Below are 24,025 nucleotides of genomic sequence, written 5' to 3'. Positions count from 1 at the left end.
CCAATTGGCTGATCAACCATTAACAAAGGAAACAATCTTAGACACAGCAGAGCAAGTTCTACGTCGATTTGGCCCAGAAAAAACGAGTGTAGTCGATGTGGCAAGAGCACTCAATGTAAGTCACGGAACGATTTACCGTCACTATCCGAGCAAGGCATCCTTGAGAGAAGCCGTTGCAAAGAGATGGTTACATGAAATTATCGTACCTTTAGAAAAAGTATTTAAACAAGAATGTACACCTACAGAGCGATTGCGACTATGGGTTAAGACTTTGATTAACATCAAACATACAAAGGTTCAAGAAGATCCAGAACTATTTACCATGTACACCACACTGGTGGAAGAATCCGTTGATGCCGTCACTGCACATATCGAGGAATTAATCGGTCAAATCGTTCCAATCGTAGAAGAAGGATTGGCAAAAGAAGAATTCAAGTCAGGAGATGCTATCAAATTAGCAACGGGAGTCTTTATCGCCACGGCCAAATTTCATCACCCAGCACATGCAAAGGAATGGGCGTCAGCTACAATCGACCAAGAGTTTGAGATGGTGTGGGATTTGATTATGGGTGGGATGTTGCAATAAGTTTTTGTTTCATTGCAGACAAAAGGCATTTCGAGAGTTCCATTTCGGAATGCCTTTTGTTAATAGAGAGTGGCTTGTATATTCATCAAGTGTAATAGTGTACTTAATAGCTTTAATAAAAATCTATACTATAAATCTCCAATTCTAACTATTTGGCAGATGGAAAGTATTGAACTATTCTGACCTGCACGTACCTTAACTACACCATCTACTACATCATTTGCAGTTGGTATTACTCCGTTTTCTACCTTGTTTCCATCGGTCAATAAATAGTCGGCTGTTTCCCCTGTTCCTGCTAAAGAATCAAGGAAGTTTTTTAATCCCTCTTCACAACAATCACAACCCTCTAAATCTGGAACGACTGCTCCTGGAGTTATTTGAGAAATGGTTCCATTTGCCTGTTGATCTTCTATTTCCGTTACTTGACAAAGTGAAACTAAAATTGCCTGATTATTTGGTCCAACAATCTTTACAACCCCATCTACCACATCTGAAGTACTATTTACAGTTGAATTTGTAAAATTGATATTTCCTTTTGCGTTCAAGACAAATCTATCATTTACAATATTAGCAAGAGCTAAAAAAATAAACTTCAATGCTGCTTCACAGCAGTCGCAATCCTCCAATTCCGGAACGATATCAGTAAGGGTTAAATTTGCGATTTGGATATTATTAGTATTGATAGGACCTTTATTTTGGTCCTGGACAGCGGAAATCTCACAAATATTAATATTTTCAATAGTTCCATTCTTGGAGACCTTTACTATAGTATCATTAAAAACATTTACAATTGTAACCCCTTGTACTGAACCCGATTCAACATTCGTAGTTAGAAAAAAATCAAATGTACTTGTGGAACCTGCAAGTTGTCTTAATAACAAGGCCATAGCTCGTACACAACATGGGCAGTTAATACATGGTTTTGGTGGCTCTGGTTTATCGGGACAACAACAATCCCAGCACCCACATTTTGTGCAACCGGAAGGGAAGCCCCATTTTTCATGGTGAATATCCATAATTCATCTCCTTAAACGTCTTTATAGCTATCATATGAAAATATTTTCAGTGGGGAATGGTGAAATCATGGAGTTTTTATAGGAAAGATTAACTTTTTTAAAAACATTAATTATATTCTGTAATTCCAAAATCAAAAATTCATTTGAAAATAACAACTGGGTAACATTTGATTCCGACAATTAAATTAAAAAAGTAAGGTGAAAGTTTTTATAGGAAACTATTTCTATTAACCAAATAATTCACTTTTGATATATCATATTAGTAGATATTGTAAATTATTTTGGAGGAATAAAAATGCCAATCTATAACAAATTAGTACGTGATTTAATACCTGATGTTATTACGAAAACAGGAAAGAAATTTACAACAAGAATATTAAATGACGAAGAATACATAAGAGAATTAAAAGCTAAGAGTTTTGAAGAGTTAAATGAGTATATAGAGACGAATACCAAGGAAGATTCTATAGAGGAGCTAGCGGATTTGCTAGAAATTATTCATGCTTTTGCTGAGTTTCATGGATCTTCGATTGAAGAAGTAGAAAAAGTGCGGCAGCAGAAAGCTGAGAAACGTGGTGGCTTCAAAGAAAAAATTTACTTAATAGAGGTTGAAGATGAGTAATGTTAGGCTGATTACTAGCCAACTTGGTAGTCACATAATAAAAAACATTGAATCTGCTTCTTCTATCTGTATTTTAACTTCTTTTGTAATGAAGTCTGGTGTGGAGTATTTGAGAGATTCGCTGATAAAAGCATCTCTTAGGGGAGCTGAGATTAAAATTTGTACAGGTGATTATTTATTTGTGACTCAACCAGATGCTCTTGAAATGCTTCTTGATATTTCTTCCGATTTTGAGATTCGATTATGGAATAGCAATGGAGTTTCTTTTCATCCAAAGGCATACCTTTTTCAAGATGAAGTTCAAGATACTTTGTTTGTAGGATCATCTAACTTATCAAGGTCAGCTCTGCATCATGGAGTGGAATGGAATGTTGCTATCAGTGATGAGAGGGAAGTATTCGAAGAAGGAGTTCAGCAATTTTTAGACACCTTTTATTCCATTAGGACTGTTCCGTTAAACAGGGAAACGCTAGAGGATTATAGGAAACGTTACACAGAATACCATCAAAAAAACCAAAACTTCATTCAAAATTGGACAAAGGCAGAAGAAATGGATTTAATGCTTCCTACCGAAAAGGAGTATATGCCCGTCAGTGAGGTAATTCATGAATCCTCTGTATCATATGGACAGATTCAACCGAGATTTGCACAGTTAGAAGCACTCGATGAACTGAATAAAACCGTGGAAGAAGAATACAACAAGGCATTAGTTGTTATGGCAACGGGATTGGGAAAAACCTATTTGGCTGGATTTTTTGCAATGAACTATAATAGGGTTCTGTTTATTGCACATTTGGAAGAAATATTGTACCAGGCAAAAAAGTCATTTCAAAACATTATGCCGGATAAAAATTACACGATCTACAATGGTAAGCAAAAAGAAAATGACGGTGATGCTGTGTTTGCATCCATTCAAACGCTAAGTTTGCAAAAGCATTTACAGGTGTTTGATCCAGAAGAATTTGATCTAATTGTAGTGGATGAATTCCACCATGCTGCTGCAAATTCTTATCAAAGAGTTCTAGATTATTTTAAACCAAAGTTTTTATTAGGAATAACGGCCATTCCAGACCGAAATGACAATAAAGATGTGTATGCAATCTGTGATGGAAATGTAGCGTTTCGCCTAGATTTCCTCGATGCAATAGAAAGAAAGTGGTTAGCTCCTTTTAAATATTTTGGAGTGTATGATGATACAGACTATAGTTCCATTACATGGCTTGGTAATCGTTATGATGAGCAAGAGCTTTTACAAGTTCAATTACGCGATGAAATGGCTGAAAACATTTTACTAGCATGGCTTGATAAAAGGCAAACGAGGACAATTGGATTCTGTTCATCTATTAGACAAGCCAATTTTTTATCATCCTATTTTAGTAGTAAAGGATTTAAAACAGTTAGCCTTCACTCACTACAGTTTGAAGTTGGCAGACAAGAGTCGATTGAAAAGCTAGCAAAAGGTGAACTAGAAATCATATTTACTGTCGATTTATTTAATGAAGGTGTAGATATCCCTGAAGTAGATACACTTCTTTTTGTTAGACCTACAGAATCATTAACGGTATTTACCCAACAAATCGGGCGTGGGTTACGTTTGCATGATTCGAAAAATTTTTGTGTCGTTATTGATTTAATAGGGAACTACCGTAACGCTGATGTGAAACTTAGTTTATTTGATAAAACAGAACAGGGCAATAAGAGAGGAATTCAACCAGTTGTACCAGAGCTGTGTGAGTTAAATCTGGATACTCGTGTTATTCAACTACTTTCAGAAATGCGAAAGAAAAAACAGCCTCGAAAAGATAAATTGTACAATGATTACATAGATCTAAAGTTAGAGCTTGGAAGAAGGCCTACGTATTTAGAACTCCATTTAAAAGGTGCTTCTGATTCAGTTCAATATAGACAGGAATTTTCATCTTATTTAGGTTTTCTCTCATGGGCAGAGGAGTTATCGGATAATGAAAATGAAGTATATGAGCGGTATAGAGATTGGTTTGAAGAAGTCGAAAAAACTGGTATGACAAAGAGTTACAAGATGGTGGTACTTCACGCAATGTTAGAAAGAGGACCAAGAAAGTGGTTCACAGATATCACACCTAAACAAGTCGCACCATTATTTCATCAATATTTAATGGAGAAAGAATATCGAAAACGGATTGATTTCTCCGATAAAGGTGCAAAGAATCTCTGGGAATACAATGAATCTGGTGTTAGCAAACTTATTTCTACAATGCCTATGACAAAGTGGAGTGGGAGTTCTAAAGGCTTAATTACATTTACAAGTGATACTTTTCATATAAATATAGATGTAAATCATGAAGAAGAACAATTACTTTTTAACTGGACAAGGGAGATTTGTGAATATAGGTTGCATTATCATTTTGAGAGAAAAGGGAAGAGAGAAATTTAAACAACTTTTTTATAGTTAAAAATGCTAAAGAATCAAGCTACCATGTTAGGATTCTTTAGCATTTTTTTGGTTTTTACAGTATTTACAATTGTCCATTCTTAATTTTTGAACGGTATAATAATTCATAGACTACTAATTATATAGCAATTAAATAATTTTATAGATTAATTCTAGGATAAAAAGGCGATGAATACATTATGACACACACAGATATAAACAAACACCAATTCAGTCATTTCATCTTGAAAATTGAAGAAGGGGTAATAAAAATACCTAAATTTCAAAGGAAATATGTTTGGACGAAAAAACAAGCTGCGAGCTTACTAGATTCCATTTTTAGAGGCTTACCAGTAGGAGTTGCAACAATCTGGAGGACAAACTATGAAATGAAAACCCTCAGAGGAATTGGTGGTTTTTCTTTTCCAAACCCACAGCCATTGAATTCGATAGACTATGTATTAGATGGTCAACAGCGTTTGACCAGTCTTTATTGTGCCCTAAATGGACTAAAAGTGATAACAGGTAAGAAGGAAGAAGATTTTTCTGAGATATATGTAAATTTAGATGCTGTAGGGATGGATCAAATCGTCTACACATCTACTGATGATTTACAGCAAGGAAAGTTTATTAAAGTTTGTGAATTATATAAATTTAGTATCAATGTAATAGCTCGATATGATGAGACATTGTTTTCGATATTGCAAACATATAGTGATAGATTAAAGACTTACAATTTTGGTGCCATTATCCTTGAAGGGGCTAGTTTAGAAGAAGCAACACTTGCATACGAGCGAGCAAATACAGAAGGAAAGAAGTTAGACCCGTTTGAAGTAATGATTGCTCATACCTTCAAAGAAGGTGTATTTGACCTAGAGGAGCAAGCAGCGGAATTCTTAAGTCAGCTAAAAGAACGCCAATATAATACTATTAAACATAATACGCTTCTATATACAGTCTCTACAATTTTAACTAAAGAATGTACATCCAAGGCTATTTATAGCATTCAAAAAGATGACTTCATAAAAATCTGGCCAAAAGCAATGGATGCATTAGCCTATGCTGTAGATTTTTTAAGGAATGATTTGAAAATTAAGGTATCAAGTATTTTGCCTTATGATTACTTACTTGTACCATTAGCTTATTTTTTCTATCATCATGGAATGATTAATAACATTAAAACACAAGCTTTACTACAGGACTTTTTCTGGAAAACAGCTCTATCTGAAAGATATACAGCTGGTCAACCTAGTAAAATTGCACAGGATATTATTAAGATAGAGAAAATAATGGCTGGTGAACAACCTGAATATGATAGTCCAATAGTTAATCCTGAATTTATTAAAGAAAAGGGAAGGAATTTCGATCCAAAGAAAGCCCTTCATAAAACTTTCCTTTGTTTATTAGCTTCTAAGAGTCCAATGAGGTTAAATACAGGGGCCGATGTAGTTTTGGATAACAGTAATCTCAAAAGTAAAAATAGCAAAAACTATCATCACTTTTATCCAAAAGCATTTCTAAAAGATAAAGTGAATAGTAGTGAAATTAATCATATTTGCAATATTGTTCTTTTAGATGCATATACAAATCAAGAAATCATAAGAGATAAATCGCCAAATGTATATATGGATGAGTTTGAGTTATCTCAAAATAAGCTCGATTCACATTTGATTCCAGAAATATATGATGACTATAAGGCTTTTATAAATGCTAGGGCAGAACTGTTGGCTTCTGAATTTAATAAGGTTTTGCTATTGACTTAAATTTTCAATATCCGACATATAAGACATATAATAGGTATAAAGAATTAAACTTCAAATAATGTAGAAATTACGAGAAAAGTAATAAATCTACTTTTTTCTTATTTATTTCAACATATTCGAATTCTAAAATAAACAGAGGAAATACAATGAAAACAATCATATTCGCATTAATTGGTTCTTTGTTTATCCATATTATCTACATCTTCACCCCAATATTTATAGGTTTTGTTCAAACCAAATCCTATTTCCCTAAAGTAACTCAAGATTATGAATCCGTACATTCTCTTCAAAATGAAGTAGCTTTTGGTCGAACAGTGGAGATGAATTATTTTTATTTGGGTGTTTCGTTTGTAGTTGTTACTATTATTTTGTGGTGGATTATTAAAATCGTTAACAGGCTCAGTAGAAAAAGCTTGTAATGAATCATTTTCAATAGACTTAAGACTTGTTAATCAAGTATAGTGAATTCAACAAAAGATTTTAAGGGTTTTGGGGGACATTGAATGAGCGACTTACGTAGTCTTGAACAAGAAAATGCGCAACTAAAAGAGAAAATTAGGCAATATGAAACGTTAATTAATGAACTTTCGGCTCCTATCATTCCATCAATCATACCGAATACAATACTTATTCCATTAATGGGAGCTATGACGGATAGTAGATTTTCATCTATTCAGACAAATATTTTGTTAAATATACAGCCTCAGGATGCGGACACAGTATTGGTAGATTTTACGGGGATTAGCCTTTCAGGTTTAGATGAGCATGGGATTAGGGTGCTTAGTCATAAAATTTACCAATTGAAGGATTCTCTAGAGTTAATGGGTGTTGAGGTTATTTTCACTGGTTTCTCTCCCGAGTTTGCACAAGGAATTATTCAAGCGGATATTGATACTAGTAAGCTTACTATTCATTCCACTTTCCGGACAGGATTGCAGTATTTAATGAAGAAAAAAGGCTTAAAATTTATTAATGGCAAGCAACTTTAAAACACCCTCGACTGGTAATGATCATCCTTCATTGCCAGTTTTTTTTATAAAAAAATCATCATTGGCTGGATTTGCAGAGTTGTCGGCTTCAGTGAGTTGAAATGCAAATACGGCGATTCAATTGACAATTAAGTTAAAGTTGAATTTCCGGAAAACCGGAAATTTCCGATAAAACGGAAAAAATAGATTGTTGTTTTTCCGGAAATACGGAATCACCTTTCTCTTTCTAAAGATAATCCAATCTATCGAATAGACTAATTAATATATTTATAGGAAAAATGAGTAGATATTGATTTGTTTTTAGATAATTCAGAATTAATAATTGTTTTGGCACGGAACTTGCAAAACAAATAATAGTAGCGAAAGCATTTTTTGAAAAGGAGGCCCATGTTTATTTTGTAAACGCTTACTTTAGGGGATCTGCAAGGGGATAGGGAGAAAAGAATTTCACAAGGGGGATTATCATGGATTTAATAGTGATTTTGTTGGCGCTCGGACTTTTAATGTTTGTTGCTTACAGAGGATTTTCTGTCATTTTATTTGCGCCTATTTGTGCACTTTTTGCTGTTTTATTAACGGAACCTAGTTATGTCATGCCGTTTTTCTCTAGTATATTCATGGAGAAAATGGTGGGTTTTATTAAGAACTACTTCCCGGTCTTTTTACTAGGGGCTATTTTTGGGAAAGTGGTAGAAATGTCTGGTCTTGCTGAATCTATTGCGAAAACGATTGTCCGCTCAATTGGAGCAAAAAGAGCAATTCTTGCAATCGTCTTATTAGGAGCGATTTTAACTTATAGTGGTGTGAGTTTGTTCGTAGCAGTATTTGCGATCTATCCGTTTGCGGCTCAACTTTTTAGACAAGCCAATATTCCTAAAAGGCTTATTCCTGGAACCATTGCATTAGGTGCCTTTACGTTTACAATGGATGCACTTCCTGGTACACCTCAAATTCAAAACGTTATACCAACTTCGTTCTTTAAAACCGATATATATGCTGCGCCTATTTTAGGGGTATTAGGTGGAGTTTTCGTCCTACTTATTGGTCTTTTCTATTTGGAATCCCGTCGTAAAAAAGCGGAAAGAGCAGGAGAAGGCTATTTTGGATTTGGCTCTGAAACCGCTGCAGCTGCGGAGGCGCAGAAATTAGAAGAAAAAGATGAGCCTATTGCTGATTTATCAACAAAACAATCTCTTGGCCGTCAAATTCTAGCATTTGTTCCTCTAATTCTAGTGGGAGTTATGAATAAAGTGTTTGTTACATACATACCTATTTGGTATCCAAATGGTTTTGACTTTACAAAAATAGGGATGGATGCTCTTGGTGTAGTCGATGTTGCAACCGTTAAAGGAATTTGGGCTGTTGAATTAGCGTTAATAATCGGTATTGTTGCAACTTTATTATTTGACTGGAATCGAGTTATGCAAAACTTTAAAGAAGGAATCAATACTAGTATTGGTGGTTCATTATTAGCAACTATGAATACCGCCGCTGAATACGGATTTGGTGGTGTGATTGCAGCTCTTCCTGGCTTTGCTGTAATCAGCAATGGTATTTCTGGTACTTTCACAAATCCGTTAGTAAATGGAGCTGTTACAACGACGACCCTTGCTGGTATTACGGGTTCTGCCTCTGGTGGGATGGGGATTGCGTTGAGTGCAATGGCTGAAACGTATAATAAAGCAATTGCAGCTGCTAATATTCCACCAGAAGTTATGCACCGCGTTATCTCAATGGCATCTGGTGGTATGGATACACTTCCTCATAACGGAGCAGTTATCACATTGTTAGCCGTTACTGGGTTAACACATAAGCAATCTTATCGAGATATTTTCGCAATCACGATCATCAAGACTGTAGCAGTTTTCTTTATCATTGCATTGTATACGCTATTTGGACTTGTTTAATGAATGTTTTTTTATTAAATCAAGGGGGGAATAGAAATGGATAAGCTACTTGAAGGAAAAACAGCCTTTATTACTGGAGCGGCAAGTGGGATTGGATTGGAGATTGCGAAAACATTTGCTTTAGAGGGAGCAAAGGTTGTTATTTCCGATATGAACAAAGAAAATAGTGAGCTAGCAGCTTCAAAGTTAATTGAAGATGGATTCGAAGCATTGGCAACGACCTGTGATGTAACGGACGAGGCTGCATTTAAAAATAGTCTAGAGCTTGCTTATAAAACCTTTGGTAGTGTTGATATTCTAGTAAATAATGCAGGACTTCAATATGTGTCACCATTAGAAGATTTTCCTACAGAAAAATTTGAACTGTTGGTCAAAGTTATGCTTACAGCACCATTTGTAGGAATTAAGCATGTATTCCCAATGATGAAAAAGCAAGGGTTTGGTAGAGTCATTAATATCGCTTCTATTAATGGCCTAGTCGGTTTTGCTGGAAAAGCGGCCTATAATAGTGCCAAGCATGGAGTCATCGGGTTAACGAAGGTTGCTGCTTTAGAAGGAGCCCAGCACGGAATCACTGTTAATGCATTGTGTCCGGGCTATGTCGATACTGCGCTCGTTCGAAATCAGTTGAAAGATCTAGCAACAACAAGAAACGTTCCGCTTGAAAGAGTTTTAGAGGACGTCATTTATCCACTGGTTCCTCAAAAACGACTTCTATCTGTTTCTGAAATTGCAGATTATGCCGTTTTCTTGGCAAGTGAAAAAGCAAGAGGAGTTACTGGACAAGCAGTGGTTTTAGACGGTGGATATACAGTTCAATAAATATACCAAAACCCTATTTGTTATTTGCAAATAGGGTTCTTTTATAGGTAATTATTTGAAATTTCTAACTCTTAATATTTCATCTGTTATAATAATTGCAAATACATTTAGCAAAGGTGCATAGGATGATAAACATGGGAATTGATAACATCCCTTATAAATGGCTACAGGAAATTATTAATCTAACAGCAGAACGGATTGTTATTGTCGATCGTAATGGAATCATAATTTATATCAATTCAACCTATTGTGAGTTCTTAGGAACAATTGTGGAACAAGCAATGGGACGTCATGTTAAGGACGTTATCGAAAATACAAGAATGCATATAGTCGCTACGACAGGCCAGGCAGAACCAGCTTCAGTGCAGTCCATTAATGGTAGTGAAATGATTGCTAATCGTTTTCCTCTTATAGTAGATGGGGAATTAGTGGGGGCAGTTGGAACGGTAATGTTTAGAACACCTGAAGATTGGTGGGATTACCAAAGAAAAATTGAACCTCTCTTGGAAGAGCTGAAATACTATAAAACAAAATATGAAAAAGAATTAAAGAGTAAGTATAGCTTTAAAGATTTGGTTGGAAAAAGTAAAGACTTTCAATTGGCAAAGAGTTTAGCGGAAAGAATTTCTGGAAGTCAGTCTGCTGTATTGTTACTTGGTGAATCAGGTACTGGAAAAGAATTGTTTGCTCATGCTATCCATGACAATAGTACGAGAGCCACTTTTCCGTTTGTTCCCATAAACTGTGCATCTATCCCAGAGCATTTATTAGAATCCGAATTGTTTGGGTATGAAGATGGTGCTTTCACTGGTGCAAAAAAGGGTGGGAAAAAGGGACAGTTTCAAATTGCTAATTATGGGACGATTTTTCTAGATGAAGTAGGTGATATGCCACTTTCCATGCAAAGTAAACTTCTACGCGTATTGCAGGAAAAAGAAATCCAACGTGTTGGGGGGCAAACCTCAATTCCAGTAGATGTAAGGGTGATTGCGGCTACACATAGAGATTTAGAAAAGATGGTGGAGGAAGGGAAGTTCCGTAAGGACTTATATTATCGCCTCAACGTAATCAAAATCGAGATTCCACCTCTAAGAAATCGTAAGGAAGATATTCAATCAATAGCGAATGGACTTTTGAAGAAGTTAGAAAAAAAGTTTTACCGTCATGGAACATTACTGTCGGAGGAAGTAATTGAATGTCTTGTTCATTATACTTGGCCTGGAAATATACGTGAATTGGAAAATGTGTTAGAAAGAGCGATTAATGTACTTGATGGAAAACGGATTGAATTAACTCATCTCCCTCTCTATCTTCGGGATCATGATAAAAATAATGATCAGTCCATAGAATCGATAAATAGAAGTGCAATGGCACCTAGTCAAACGTTGGTACAACCATTAAAGGAAACGCTTGCACAAGTCGAAAAGCAAGCGATCCTGCAAGCTCTTGCAACAGCCAAGGGGAACAAACAGGAGGCTGCAAAAATATTGCAAATAGGGAAAACAAGATTCTATGAGAAATGCAAAATATATAATATTCAATAAGAGCGAGTTTTATATAGAAAAGTTAAAACAACACTGAATACTTAATGTTCAGTGTCGTTTTTGATTACTCTTCTATTTGTTTTTTTTCCATTTTGGTAAAATGTATTATGGTAAAATTTTCTTTTAAGGGTGATGAAAAATGAAAAAAAATTATATTTGGTTGCTGTTGTCATTATTCTTCTCAGTATTAGGGATTTACCAGGTTTCTTCTTTTGATTCAACTATGCCGGCAACATCCATTGTCTCTGCGTTCATTCCATTAATAGCTTCCATTACGACACTTTGGCGATTTTTAAAAGGGAAAGATTCAATATCAAATGTTCGAAAATAAAAGATTTAAGGTAGGATATTGGTTGTTTCTTTTTACCTATTAAATTAGCCCTAAATTCTACTAATTACCTAATTCCAAGGGAGAATTACAATTTCCGGAAGTGACTATGTACCCTTGTTATTTTTGAATATTCGGAATATTATGTTTCTACGGCCGAAATATTTGGAAAAGAGGGAAACATTTGAATAAGTTCATAAAAACTAGTCTATCTTCCGTTGTGCTTGCAGGCTCATTATTCGCAGGTTTTCCGGGAACATATACTTCATTTAAAGATGGAGATATCTTAAGAAAAGCAGAAACGAATGTTCATGAAAAGCATTCTGCTCATTATCATGGTTCGCTAGATTTAGCGATTATTAATGATGAAAAATTAATAGAGTCATTTATTAATAGAGGACTTCTTTCAAAAGATGCTTCAGAGGCTCAAAAGCAAAACTTTCTCAAAAACTATCTTGATGTGAAAGGGAAACAAGTTTCCACTAAGGGTCACGATCCTCTTGCCGCTAAGGTTAAGGCGGCTGAGTCAGCGAAACAGAAAAAAGCTAAGGACTTCACTAACGGTCTTTTAAAAGGTAATGGCCAAAAAAACGGACACCTTAAAGGGAATCCCGATCCAGTCAGTGAAGGACAATCTCCTGGTATTAATAAAAAAGGGAAAGTTTTGACTCTGATGGTAGAGTTCGATAATTATAAGCACAATAGCATTCAGCCGGGTGAAACGGATAATTATTATAAGGATTATAATACAGAGCATTTCCAAGACATGATTTATGGTGATGATGGTGTAACCGGTCCTAACGGGGAAAACTTTGTTTCACAAAAGCAATTTTATGAAGAGCAATCGGGTGGAACGTATACGATTGAAGGACAAGCATATGGCTGGTTACAGGTTCCAGGTTCAGCTGAATTTTATGGTGCTGATAGAGAAGGTGGCGGCCATGACAATGTTACGCCAGGAGGTTCTAAACAGTTAGTAGTTGATACATATAAAGCTGCAAAAGCTGCTGGTGTTCCTCTACAAGATTATGATTTGGAGGATCCACATGATTTAGATGGTGATGGGAACTATTGGGAGTCTGATGGTTTAGTCGATCACCTACAAATTATTCATGCTGGTATGGGACAAGAAGCAGGTGGTGGTTCCTTAGGGGATAACGCGATCTGGTCACATCGTTCAGCAAAATTCCATGATGAAGATGGGCTAGGTAAAGGCTTACCAGGCTTCTACGATTATACGATGATGCCAGAGGACGGAGCGACTGGAGTTTTCGCACATGAGTATGGTCATGACTTAGGGTTACCGGATGAATACGATACGATTTATTCTGGTACAGGTGAAGCAGTAGGTTATTGGTCTATCATGGCTAGTGGTTCTTGGGCTGGTAAAGTGCCAGGTACTGAACCAACAGGTTTTTCACCATGGGCTAAACAATACTTACAATCGACACTTGGTGGAAAATGGACGACTCCCGCTGTTGTGAACTGGGAAGATGTATCCACAAAAGGAGTTCAATTCTTATTGGATCAAGCCAATTCACCTCTAGGTAAAAATAATCAAGCGGTTAGAGTAAATCTTCCGAAGAAGAAAACCCCTGTAAACGTGCCAGCAGCAGGAAGCTATGAATATTGGGGCGGCGAGGCAGATGAGCTGGATAGCAGTATGGTAACTTCTGTTGATTTAACAAGTACAAAAACATCTGCAACACTATCATTCGATGCTTGGTATGACATTGAAGAGCAATGGGATTTCGCATTTGTACAAGTATCTGAAGATGGTGGAAACACGTGGAAGTCACTAGGTAACAGCGATACACGTTCCGATGTGGTTCCTGAAGGCTATCCAACTATTTTGAATTCAATGCCTGGTTTTACAGGGAAATCAGATGGGTGGCAAGCTCAATCTTTTGATTTATCCGCTTATGCAGGAAAGAAAATCGATCTTCGATTACGCTATGCAACCGATTGGGGAACAGCACATGTTGGTTTCTTTGCAGACAACATAAAAGTGGTAGCAGATGGAAAGACTGTATTAGAAGATGGAGCTGAAGGTGAAACTTCCTCATTTGGATTAGATGGATTCAAGAAAATGGATGGAAACAAGCTTACTGACCATTACTATTTACTAGAATGGCGTAACCATCAAGGTGTTGACGAAGGTCTTAAGAACATTAAGCGTGGTCAATCCCTGATGAGCTATGATGGTGGATTAATCGTTTGGTATGTAGATGACAGCTATACAAATAACTGGACAGGAGAACATCCTGGTGATGGCTACCTTGGTGTCGTAGATGCGCACTTAGGATCAAGCTTGAAGTGGAATGTATTAGATGGTGCACCGGTTGAAGCTTCATCTCGTTATCATATCGCAGATGCGGCGTTTGGTTTGAATCCAACAACAGGCATGGATTTGGTATACCCTACACAAACGCTATCATTAACAAGCCAAGAGGCAGTATCACTCTTTAACGACAGCAACAACTATAACAATACATTCATGCCAGACGCAGGCCGTAACCTAGGCAAATATGGACTAAAAATTCGAGTAAACGGGCAATCCAAAGATAAAACAGTAGGATCAATCGTACTCTATAAGTAATCGACAAAAATCGGGGCGTGACAGGCACGCCCCGATTTTTTGTGTTCGAAATGAAGGGGAATATGTTATGATATTGGGAATATATAACTATACATAAAAAATTTAATAAGATTACTAGATAAAATGATTCGAAGGAGAACTAGAGTTGAAAAAACATATTAGCATCATACTATTGTTAAATCTGATGATTGTTTTGCTATTCCCAGGAAGTTCTTTTGCTGCAATCAACGCAGAAAAAGCGGTGAAGGATGCAGAGGTTGCTGGAAACGCATTGAGGGCAGTTAGTGTCTATAGCGGAAAAGGGAAGCCTGTTAGTCCAGATAAACAGATAGCTAACGCTAACGCGAAGCTAAAAGTTGCAAAGGGTACTGTCGGTAAGCTACCAGCTAAGCAAAAACAGACTTTTTCAAAAAGGCTAAATGCCATAGCTCAAAATATCACTATTGGAACAAATTTTAGTAATGCTATTAAACGAGGGGAAACGATCTCTGTGATCAGAAATAAAGGAGATCAAGCTACTACCGTTGTCAACGCAGTTACAGCTTATAATACCTTAACAAAGGAACTTATAAACGTTTCTATATTTGAGAAGGTGACGCCTGCTGCATCTCGCACGAATCTTACAAACTATTATTTAAAACCTGCTCAAGCTACTGTCCAGAAACTAGCTCCAGTCGTTCAAGCAAATTCACTCGTCAATCAATTGAATATGCAGTTGAACCCACTTACTGATTCTGAGGACCTTGCGAAAACTTATAAAGCAATGGTCATACAGTATTCATCTGTAACACAGGCAGCTTTGAAAAAAGAACTTAGTGGCAAAATTATAGCTGTTGAAAATAGAATTCCGTTAGAGTTAGTCTCAGGTAGCCTCCTACAAATTCTTGAATTCGAATCGAAACTAAGAAACCTAGATTCAGAGGTACAGCCTCGGAAATCTAGTCCAGTTGTACCAAGCCTTTTTCAAGAAATAACTACCACCATCTCTAGTAATCTATTCGTTCCTACTGAGAGAGTTATTTTACAAAACCGCCTGAAAACTATTATGTCAAAGCTAGTGATTCAGCCAAAGGAATTAAAAGATTTACTTACTCAAAAAGCAATAGAAAAAGGCATTCCACCTGAAATTGTCAAGGGAATTGTTTTAACTGAGAATGCTAAAATGACGCAATTTCAAGCGAATGGAGAGGTTTTCAAAAGCCTCGATGGTGGATTTGGGATTATGCAGGTCACTCCTATGTCAGAAAAAGATAATTCGTTTGATTGGGATTTTGTAAAATATGACTTACATGCCAATATTGATGCGGGATTATCCGTTTTGTTGGAAAAATGGAATAAGGCGGGAAAATTGTACCCACTCATTAATAAACAGAACAAACTTGTTTTGGAGGATTGGTACTTTGCACTTTGGGCTTATAATGGTTTATCTAACTTTAATGACCCATCCAATCCGAACGCGAAAGAAAAAGTTTACCAAGAAAAAGTGTATAAAAATATCGAGGACTACGTTGGTGTCACACCGTCTTTCATTACATCTACTGAGCTAAAGGTGAATAATATTGACGGTTGGCCGTCCTTTACAGAAAAGATAAACTATGTGACCAAGTCTTCCACTATGTCATCTCAGATGCATAAAGAAGGGACACAGCTTGTTCTTAAGAAGAAGGCTAGGTTCAGAACAGCGCCTTCGACTAGTGGAACTCCTACAGAGCTTCTAGCAGGAACAAAGATTCAAATAGTGAAGCGTGTGGAAGACGTAGGACTAGCTAATTTCTTCTCTTGGTATTTAGTCAAATTACCAAATGGAAAGCAAGGCTATATTGCTTCGGTTAATTTATATTAAAAACAAAGGACCTTACGTAATGAAGGTCCTTTTCCTTTTATGCAAAAGTATTATAAATGTTATCACATTCTTTTCCAGTTGGCTGGTAAAAACAGTGTAATTTGTAGCGGCCAACGAGAGGTTGATTATACCAAGTTTGTGGGCAATCTGCTGGTGGCCTAAAATACCATAATGAGAATTTTGCAGGCCATTGTCTTTCACCTTTGACTGCTCGACGAGCTAACCTTCTTTCACTTTCTCTAGCCCGTTGATAGAAGTATCCTTTTTGCACAGCTTCAAATGCATGAGGTTGATAAATCATTTGTGGGATTGTTCGCAAGTTTTTAAAATCTGAGCAATTGGCTCGTATACGATTAATCCCCACGTTTCCAACAAGCATCATCCCTCTTTCACCTTCACCTTCAGCTTCTGCTCTAAGCAATCTAGCTAAAAGGTTAATATCTGCTGATGTATGCTTTACAACTGCCATGATGTCACCTCCATTTAATATCTTATTACTTTTAGGCAATAGTGATGACATGATGGACAACTGATCAGAAAAATTTATGCAACACTTTTTGGTATTTGAATGGTAAAAGTAGTTCCTTTTCCGATTTCACTACTTACCAAAATGGTCCCTTTCATTGATTGAATGATTTGATACGATATGGTCAGGCCAACACCGGTCCCTTTTTCTTTCGTAGAATAAAATGGAGTTCCCAACTGTTTCAGCTGTGTTTTTGTCATGCCTTTCCCGTTATCTTTCACTTCTATACATATGGTGTTTTCTTTTTCAAAGGCATTCACCGTTATGGCTCCACCAGCTTCCATCGCTTCGATCCCATTCTTCATAATATTGACTAATACTTGCTTGATTTCGGCTTTATTTCCTTTAACGAATAGTGCATCTTCCAGGGAAGACTGAATACTGATGTTTTGTATATTAGAATAAGAGCTCATTAGCTCGATTATGTTCTTTAATTCTTCTGAGACATTTATCCAGGTTAGTCCTTCTGTATGTGGTTTTGCCAAGGAAAGATAATCATTAATAATAGATTGAGCGTGATCAAGTTCATTGAGTGCAATTCGAATGTAGTTTTTCTGAGAGGGTAGCAAATTGCTGTCATCATTCATTAATTGTAAAAATCCTCTCACAGACGTCATAGGATTCCGTACTTCATGTGCCACTGAAGCAGCCAGTTGACTGATGACATTCAATTTATCTGCTCGTTGTAGTTCTTGGCGGATCGCCTGTTGTTCGTTCACGTTTTCAATGAGGAACACCACCATCACTAATGTGATCCAAGTAATCATTGAGAAAGTTAACATAAATGGGAGTTGATCGATTTGATTCATTTTGACAAGTGTGATGCCTCTAGTAAGTGCAATGAACCAATAGACAAGACTGACAATCCTCACTTTTGTTGCTACCTGTACTTTGTCGTATTTTCGAACGACAAATGAAAGAATCACTGTGATGATTGAATAATTCAGCAATGTTACATAAAAACCTGGTCCTCCAATGCTAAACCTAAAAACTAAAAGAACTACGATCAACAGGAGGCCTGGCATCGTTCCACCGTATACAAAAGCGATAATGATTGGAATGACCCTGAAGTCATACATAAAACCTTTGGCGTATTCTACTGGGAATGACATAGTTAGCATCAAAATCATGAGTAGAATGATAATCAGTTTTGAATATGGCTTTTTTCTTCTAATTTTCGTTTCGGAAAAATATAAGTGGTAGATCAAAATAGGAAATAATACGACTAAAATGTGAAATAAAACTGGACCAACTTGGTTAAACATACCCACCCAAACCCCCACAAAAAAGGACAATTTTTCTCTGTAATTAACATTTCGCTAAATGGTTCAAATTACCTTCTTTATTCACCTAATTTCCACAAATTTCCCTTGGGCGTGCCTGTCACGCCCCGAATATTGTCGATTAAATTGGGGGAGTGTTGACATGAAACCATTAGGTGTTATATGATTTTTATATGAAACTAATTGGTTTCATTTAATTCATTTTTGTAGGAGACTTCATAATGGAAAAACTATCAGATATTAAAAAGACTGTTATTTTTAATGCGCCTATAGAAAAAGTATGGAATGCTGTTTCAACCTCTGAAGCAATTGCAGAATGGTTTATGCCAAATGATTTTCAACCGATAGAAGGGCACGAGTTTCATTTGCAATCCCCTTTTGGTCCATCTCCATGTAAAGTGATAGCGGTCGATCCTCCAAATCGACTAGAATTTACTTGGGATACTGAAGGTTGGTTTGTAACGTTTAACCTGAAGGAAGTAGAAGGGAAAACAGAGTTCACCCTGATTCACGGTGGTTGGAAACATCCTGAGGAAATCCTTCCAAAAGCAAATGTTAAGAGCTCAGATGTTCGAGATAAAATGGATTATGGTTGGACAGGAATCGTGGATAAATTACGAAAGGTTGTTGAATAAATTGGCATCTACATCAGCACAAAGGCATGATGTATTTCAAGCTATTGCTGACCCTACCCGGAGGGAAGTACTTCGACTTCTTTCAATCAAAGAATTGCCTATTTCAGAAATAACTTCACATTTCCCTATATCCCGTACCGCAGTTGCTAAGCATCTTCATATTCTCAGTGAAGCAAAGCTTGTCAGTGGAAAAAAGGTCGGCAGAGAAAAAATTTATCAATTGCACTATGAACCATTGAATGAATTGAAACAATGGCTAGCTTATTATGAACGGTTTTGGGACAATAAACTTTCTATGCTTCAGCATTACGTAGAGGAAGGTAAATAGTTGAATTTTGAAGAATATTAAGACCTTAAGTGGTCTTTTTTTATTTAAAGTTTTTTTGGGAGGGATTTAGGGATGCAAGTTAGAATCGAAGAAAAAGAATCATTTATTATTGTGGGAAAAGGAATTCGAGTTACGACTACTAATGGTGAACAAAATAAACGTATTCCAAAGTTCTGGAACGAATCCTTCGAAAATGGATTTTGTCAAAACCTAACTTCTACTGCTGGAGCGTTAGGTGTATTAGGAGCCTGCATGGATTTTAAAATGGAATCTGGGGAATTCACCTATATGATTGCAGCGGAAAAAACAGAAGGGAACTCTTCTCTTAACTTAGAGGAAAGGGAAGTACCAGCTTCGACTTGGGCAATTTTTGAATCAATTGGGCCACTACCTGATGCGATTCAAAAAGTATGGCATAATATTTATACAGAGTGGTTCCCTACATCTGGTTATGAACATGCTATTGGACCTGAGCTTGAAATCTATTATCCTGGTAATCCTAGTGATGAAGACTATAAGAGCGAAGTTTGGATACCGGTAAGACAAAAATAGAATGGGGAGGCGCTATTGATGGTTCCACAAAGAGTCAGTTTATTAACTATTGGAGCTTTTGATTTACCATTACTACGAACTTTTTATAAAAAATTAGGATGGGAAGAAACTGAATTTAGTTCAGATACTTATGCAGCTTTCAAAACAGCTGGAGTAATGCTATCCATTTTTCCGATAGAGGAATTGGCGAAGGATGCAGGTGTTGAATTTAGTCTTTCTCCTGATACATATCGTGGTGTCACGTTCGCAATCAATGTGGAAGAACCAGAACTGGTTGATTCTACAATCACAAATATTAGGGAGTTAGGGGGCAAAATTTTGCGTGAACCAAGCGACGCATTCTGGGGAGGCAGAACAGCCTACTTTAGTGACCCTGAGAATAATCTTTGGGAGGTTGCTTGGAATCCAAGTGCCGTGTTTGATGAACGGGGTGCCATGATTTCCTTTTAACTTTTGAAAAGAAAAAAGCTTCGAATTTTCGAGGCTTTTTTTCATGGATATACGCCTCAAGGCTTAGTTTAGTTTACATTCCGAGGTCAATAGAATGAATATAAGAGATTGTGTATGATTAACCTTGAGTAAAGTAACTTTTTCTTTTAGAAATGAAACCCATTCCACATACATACGTATGTTTAGTAAGACATTATGTCAGGAGTCGATTTCCAATGAATCCATTTGTATCTTTCTTCTTAAAAATATTGATTGTCACCCCGACAGCAGGAACGGTTTGGCTAGTAAATTTTGTGGCTTTTGACCAATCCTTTTGGATATCATCGCTAAATGCCACGCTTAGTGCAATTATCACTTATTGGTTAAGCTCCGTATATTTAAAACGGAAATTTTTAAAATTACACCGTATCACAGGAAAAGAATATGCATATATCAAGAAAAATTTAAAGGAAGCTAAACCTAAGTTGTTTAGACTGCAAAAGTCACTGTTAAGGATTAAACATATTCCTTCTTTAAAACAGAGGATAGAGCTGATTCGTGTAACAAAGAAAATCTATAGTTTGACGAAACGCGAGCCTAAGCGATTTTACAAGGCAGAGCAGTTTTATTTTTCGCATTTAGATTCGGCAGTAGAGCTAGCTGAGAAATATGTATTTTTATCAGCTCAACCGAAAAAGAATTTAGAATTAGATCATTCCTTAAATGAAAGTCGTCGATTGTTAGACCAACTTTCCAAATCGATTGAAGAAGATTTGTATCAGGTTCTTTCAGATGATATCGATCAGTTAAATTTTGAAATAGACGTTGCAAAGTATTCCATCAAAAATAAAAAAGATTCTAAAATAAATGAAGAAAGCTGGAGATTGAAATGAACGAAAATAAAGTTACGAACACTTCAGATTTAATGGATGATTTACTCTCCAATCCATTCGGTGACAGCAGTAGTAAGACGCCGAATCTCCATACGGAACAAGCGAAGCCTGTAAAATTGATTGATGTGATTCCTGAAGAGAATAGAGCTAAAGCATATCAGCTAGCAGCTCAGATTGATCCTAAAAATCACGAAGCAATGATTTCATACGGGACTCCTGCTCAATCGAAGCTATTGTCTTTTTCCAATACGATGCTAGAGCATGTTCAAAAGAAGGATGTCGGGCAGGTTGGAGATATCATTAATGACTTAATGAAGAAGCTAAGCGATGTGAATCCGGATGATTTAAAAGCGGAAAAACCTTCATTACTGAAGCGCGTATTTGGAAAAATTCCTGGTTCTGTACAAGAGGTTTTATCAAAATATCAAAAAACTGGAGCTCAAATCGATCGAATTAGCGTGAAGCTTGAGGGAAGCAAAAATTACCTATTATCTGATATAGGGATGTTAGAGAAGCTCTATGAAAATAATAAAGAGTATTTTCAAGCGTTAAATGTGTATATTGCGGCTGGGGAATTAAAGCTTGAAGAATTGCAGCAAGTGACGATACCTGCTCTTCAAAAGCAAGCGGAAGCTACGAACGATCATATGAAATTTCAAGAAGTGAATGACATGATTCAGTTTGCCGACCGTTTAGATAAACGTTTGTACGATTTGAAACTGAGCCGTGAAATCACTATTCAAAGTGCACCGCAAATCCGCTTAATTCAAAATACTAACCAAGCGTTAGTGGAAAAAATTCAGTCATCCATCATGACTGCTATTCCCTTATGGAAGAATCAAGTTGCGATTGCACTGACTCTTCTTAGACAGCATCATGCAGTCGAAGCCCAAAAGAAGGTATCCCAAACGACGAATGAGCTTTTGCTGAAGAACGCAGAAATGCTGAAGACGAATACAATTGAAACAGCACGTGAAAATGAACGTGGCCTAGTGGATATTGAAACTCTTAAGAAAACGCAAGAAACTCTATTATCCACACTAGAAGAAACGTTGCGAATTCAAGAGGAAGGGCGCATGAAACGACGCCAAGCCGAAAATGAACTAGCTTCAATGGAAAGTAGTTTAAGACATAAGTTGTTGGAGATAAAAGGGGAATAAATTTAGAGGAAAACGACAGTGGGTGCTGTCGTTTTTTTGTTTTTGTACATGATTAGAACCCAGGATTTAGTTGCCAATACAGAAACAATACCATTCAATTTCTAATCTGTTTTATCTCAATTTTTTAAAATTTTCCTGTTAGATTATCTACTAAATTGATCAGAATTCCTTCGCTTTAAATATAACATTAAGTATATTAGTATTATCCTATACCTAATAGACAATCATAATTCACCGGCTTCAAAAAATCTATCATCTTACTAAATACTATTTTTATTTTAATAGCACCATAAATTCTTTGATCTTAAACGAATGTGGGTGCGCTCTTATAAGACAACAAAATGTGGTAATAGAGGGAGGAACAATTAATTGAGTACGTCCGTAAAGGCAGTGATTTTTGATTTAGATGGTGTAATTGCTGATACATTCGAGTTTTATTACATTACAAATAAAACAGTAGCTGACAAATTAGGAATTCCATTCACTAGAAAAGATAATGAAAGGTATAGAGGAATCGGAAGATATGAGATTATTAATTCCTTAGTTAAACTTTCTAAAAAAGAATTAAGTGAAATTGAAAAATTTGAATTAGCGGAAAGTAAAAATGAGCAGTATCAACACCTTATCGAAAACATGAATGAAACTTCTATATTACCAGGTATGAAAAAATTCATTTTAGACTTAAAATCACATGATATTAAAATAGGTTTGGCATCTTCAAGTACTAATGGTCAAACTGTATTGAAGAAAATTGGTCTATACAATTATTTTGATTGTATTGTTAATCCAAAGTCACTAAAAAAAGGAAAGCCGGACCCAGAAATATTCTTAAAAGCTGCAGAGAATCTTAAAGTGGACATTGAAAATTGTGTTGCTATTGAAGACGGTGAAGCAGGTATAAAGGCCATAAAAAAAACCAAAATGTTTTCGATTGGAATAGGCAATGGAAGCGAACTTGAAACTGCTGATTGGCATGTGCTAAGGACAGAAGAAATTACTTATCCAGAATTGATCAAGCGTTTTGAAAGGAAAAATTACAATGGAACAAAATAATGATAAACAGATTGAATTTCAATTAAAATGGTTTGATATTGTCATTGGGGAGTATAATTCCTTACGAAATGAGTCAGCAGATTCACTTAAAAATCAGCAATCCATTATAAACTATGGTTTGACGGCCATTGGGGTATTAATCGCTTTTAGTGCAAATCTATGGGGGAAAGAAAGTATCGTTGAGGCTATTTATGTTATATTTATTCCCTTTATGTGTAACTTAATTATACTTATTTGGAATGGTGAAGTAAGAAGAATGTCTCGGGCGGGACAATATATCAAACAAATTGAAGATAAAATACATAATGAAATATCTATTCGATCAAATATTATGGAGCGATCATTAAATTGGGAGACATTTCTCCGAGCACCTAAAGACGTGGAAATAAAAGAGGAAAATCAGACAAGAATAAAAAGAATAATTAGTTCAATCGAAGGCTTTTTTTCTTTTATATTCCAGAAAGAGCAAGAGAAAAACAATAAAATTAAAAGCAACTATATCGCAATCATTATTATGTTTGGTACTCTTAGCATATTGTCCATCCTATTAGGTATTGGACACAACTTCAGTATGTTTGAAAAAGACTCGCTTCTTAATGGAACGGGATTATTTGAAAAATGGATGACCACAAAAAAATGGTGGCTAATCATATACTGCTCTTTATTGGTAATCAATTATTTATTCTTTGTTTATCATTATCGATATTTCCAAAAAGTAAAAAAGTAGACAAAAGGAG

At 36.1% G+C, this 24,025-nt stretch carries 23 protein-coding genes; 20 read left to right on the top strand and 3 right to left on the bottom strand.

The genetic code is table 11. The features are described from left to right. The first annotated feature begins 4 nt into the window (after positions 1-4). Positions 5-586 (top strand): TetR/AcrR family transcriptional regulator, encoded by a 582-nt coding sequence (locus tag DBX25_RS06520; RefSeq protein WP_108669979.1) that lies wholly within the window; start codon positions 5-7, stop codon positions 584-586. Between the two features lie 128 nt (positions 587-714). Here the strand turns inward: DBX25_RS06520 and DBX25_RS06515 are convergent, their stop codons facing one another. Next, on the bottom strand, positions 715-1,602 hold the full coding sequence (locus tag DBX25_RS06515; protein WP_157950895.1) for a hypothetical protein: 888 nt from the start codon (positions 1,600-1,602) through the stop codon (positions 715-717). 295 nt (positions 1,603-1,897) lie between these two features. Between DBX25_RS06515 and DBX25_RS06510 the strand changes: the two genes are divergently transcribed. The 11 genes from DBX25_RS06510 (at position 1,898) to DBX25_RS06460 (ending at position 16,429) form a co-directional block, all read left to right on the top strand. After that, positions 1,898-2,224 (top strand): nucleoside triphosphate pyrophosphohydrolase, encoded by a 327-nt coding sequence (locus DBX25_RS06510; protein WP_108669977.1) that lies wholly within the window; start codon positions 1,898-1,900, stop codon positions 2,222-2,224. Beyond that, a complete protein-coding gene (locus tag DBX25_RS06505; RefSeq protein ID WP_108669976.1) occupies positions 2,217-4,637 on the top strand; it encodes a DEAD/DEAH box helicase family protein in 2,421 nt (806 codons plus the stop codon). The genes DBX25_RS06510 and DBX25_RS06505 overlap by 8 nt, the downstream gene beginning before the upstream one ends. 197 nt (positions 4,638-4,834) lie before the next feature. Further along, positions 4,835-6,397, top strand: a complete 1,563-nt coding sequence (locus tag DBX25_RS06500) for a DUF262 domain-containing protein (RefSeq protein ID WP_108669975.1) — start codon at positions 4,835-4,837, stop codon at positions 6,395-6,397. Between the two features lie 146 nt (positions 6,398-6,543). Continuing rightward, positions 6,544-6,816, top strand: a complete 273-nt coding sequence (locus tag DBX25_RS06495) for a hypothetical protein (RefSeq protein WP_108669974.1) — start codon at positions 6,544-6,546, stop codon at positions 6,814-6,816. Positions 6,817-6,900: 84 nt separating this feature from the next. After that, positions 6,901-7,386, top strand: a complete 486-nt coding sequence (locus DBX25_RS06490; protein WP_108669973.1) for an STAS domain-containing protein — start codon at positions 6,901-6,903, stop codon at positions 7,384-7,386. Between the two features lie 464 nt (positions 7,387-7,850). Beyond that, on the top strand, positions 7,851-9,293 hold the full coding sequence (locus DBX25_RS06485) for a GntP family permease (protein ID WP_108669972.1): 1,443 nt from the start codon (positions 7,851-7,853) through the stop codon (positions 9,291-9,293). Positions 9,294-9,329: 36 nt separating this feature from the next. After that, positions 9,330-10,115 carry a 3-hydroxybutyrate dehydrogenase gene (locus DBX25_RS06480; RefSeq protein ID WP_108669971.1) on the top strand — a complete coding sequence of 262 codons (786 nt, stop codon included), beginning with the start codon at positions 9,330-9,332 and terminating at the stop codon, positions 10,113-10,115. Positions 10,116-10,249: 134 nt separating this feature from the next. After that, positions 10,250-11,659, top strand: coding sequence for a sigma-54 interaction domain-containing protein (locus tag DBX25_RS06475; RefSeq protein WP_108669970.1), 1,410 nt, complete (start codon positions 10,250-10,252; stop codon positions 11,657-11,659). Positions 11,660-11,798: 139 nt separating this feature from the next. Then, on the top strand, positions 11,799-11,990 hold the full coding sequence (locus DBX25_RS06470) for a hypothetical protein (RefSeq protein WP_108669969.1): 192 nt from the start codon (positions 11,799-11,801) through the stop codon (positions 11,988-11,990). 181 nt (positions 11,991-12,171) lie between these two features. Continuing rightward, positions 12,172-14,586: an immune inhibitor A domain-containing protein gene (locus tag DBX25_RS06465; protein WP_108669968.1), complete on the top strand. Its 2,415-nt coding sequence runs from the start codon at positions 12,172-12,174 to the stop codon at positions 14,584-14,586. A 145-nt stretch (positions 14,587-14,731) separates the two neighbouring features. Then, positions 14,732-16,429: an SH3 domain-containing protein gene (locus DBX25_RS06460; RefSeq protein WP_108669967.1), complete on the top strand. Its 1,698-nt coding sequence runs from the start codon at positions 14,732-14,734 to the stop codon at positions 16,427-16,429. Positions 16,430-16,466: 37 nt separating this feature from the next. Here DBX25_RS06460 and DBX25_RS06455 read toward each other — a convergent pair whose 3' ends face one another. Both DBX25_RS06455 and DBX25_RS06450 read right to left on the bottom strand, forming a co-directional pair. Further along, a complete protein-coding gene (locus DBX25_RS06455) occupies positions 16,467-16,898 on the bottom strand; it encodes a cell wall hydrolase (RefSeq protein ID WP_108669966.1) in 432 nt (143 codons plus the stop codon). Positions 16,899-16,972: 74 nt separating this feature from the next. Continuing rightward, the gene (locus tag DBX25_RS06450; protein ID WP_108670134.1) at positions 16,973-18,220 is read right to left on the bottom strand and encodes a sensor histidine kinase; all 1,248 of its coding nucleotides are present in this window, start codon (positions 18,218-18,220) and stop codon (positions 16,973-16,975) included. A 239-nt stretch (positions 18,221-18,459) separates the two neighbouring features. Here DBX25_RS06450 and DBX25_RS06445 point away from each other — a divergent pair, with 239 nt between their 5' ends. The 8 genes from DBX25_RS06445 to DBX25_RS06410 all read left to right on the top strand — a co-directional run bounded on the left by DBX25_RS06445 (position 18,460) and on the right by DBX25_RS06410 (position 24,015). Then, on the top strand, positions 18,460-18,873 hold the full coding sequence (locus tag DBX25_RS06445; protein ID WP_108669965.1) for an SRPBCC family protein: 414 nt from the start codon (positions 18,460-18,462) through the stop codon (positions 18,871-18,873). Position 18,874: 1 nt separating this feature from the next. Beyond that, positions 18,875-19,201, top strand: a complete 327-nt coding sequence (locus DBX25_RS06440) for an ArsR/SmtB family transcription factor (protein WP_240620189.1) — start codon at positions 18,875-18,877, stop codon at positions 19,199-19,201. A gap of 72 nt (positions 19,202-19,273) precedes the next feature. Beyond that, the gene (locus DBX25_RS06435) at positions 19,274-19,753 is read left to right on the top strand and encodes a GyrI-like domain-containing protein (protein WP_108669963.1); all 480 of its coding nucleotides are present in this window, start codon (positions 19,274-19,276) and stop codon (positions 19,751-19,753) included. Positions 19,754-19,771: 18 nt separating this feature from the next. Continuing rightward, positions 19,772-20,203, top strand: a complete 432-nt coding sequence (locus DBX25_RS06430; protein ID WP_108669962.1) for a VOC family protein — start codon at positions 19,772-19,774, stop codon at positions 20,201-20,203. Between the two features lie 215 nt (positions 20,204-20,418). After that, positions 20,419-21,075 (top strand): 5-bromo-4-chloroindolyl phosphate hydrolysis family protein, encoded by a 657-nt coding sequence (locus DBX25_RS06425; protein ID WP_108669961.1) that lies wholly within the window; start codon positions 20,419-20,421, stop codon positions 21,073-21,075. After that, positions 21,072-22,235, top strand: coding sequence for a toxic anion resistance protein (locus DBX25_RS06420; RefSeq protein WP_108669960.1), 1,164 nt, complete (start codon positions 21,072-21,074; stop codon positions 22,233-22,235). Before DBX25_RS06425 ends, DBX25_RS06420 begins: the two co-directional genes overlap by 4 nt. A gap of 369 nt (positions 22,236-22,604) precedes the next feature. Further along, on the top strand, positions 22,605-23,288 hold the full coding sequence (gene pgmB / locus DBX25_RS06415) for a beta-phosphoglucomutase (protein WP_108669959.1): 684 nt from the start codon (positions 22,605-22,607) through the stop codon (positions 23,286-23,288). Beyond that, the gene (locus DBX25_RS06410; RefSeq protein WP_108669958.1) at positions 23,275-24,015 is read left to right on the top strand and encodes a hypothetical protein; all 741 of its coding nucleotides are present in this window, start codon (positions 23,275-23,277) and stop codon (positions 24,013-24,015) included. The genes pgmB and DBX25_RS06410 overlap by 14 nt, the downstream gene beginning before the upstream one ends. Positions 24,016-24,025: the final 10 nt, after the last annotated feature.

Source organism: Peribacillus acanthi (assembly GCF_003073175.1).
Taxonomy (GTDB): Bacteria; Bacillota; Bacilli; order Bacillales; family DSM-1321; genus Bacillus_BN; species Bacillus_BN acanthi.
The sequence above is the reverse complement of the archived record's forward strand: the minus strand, read 5'-3'. Positions and strand labels throughout refer to the sequence as shown.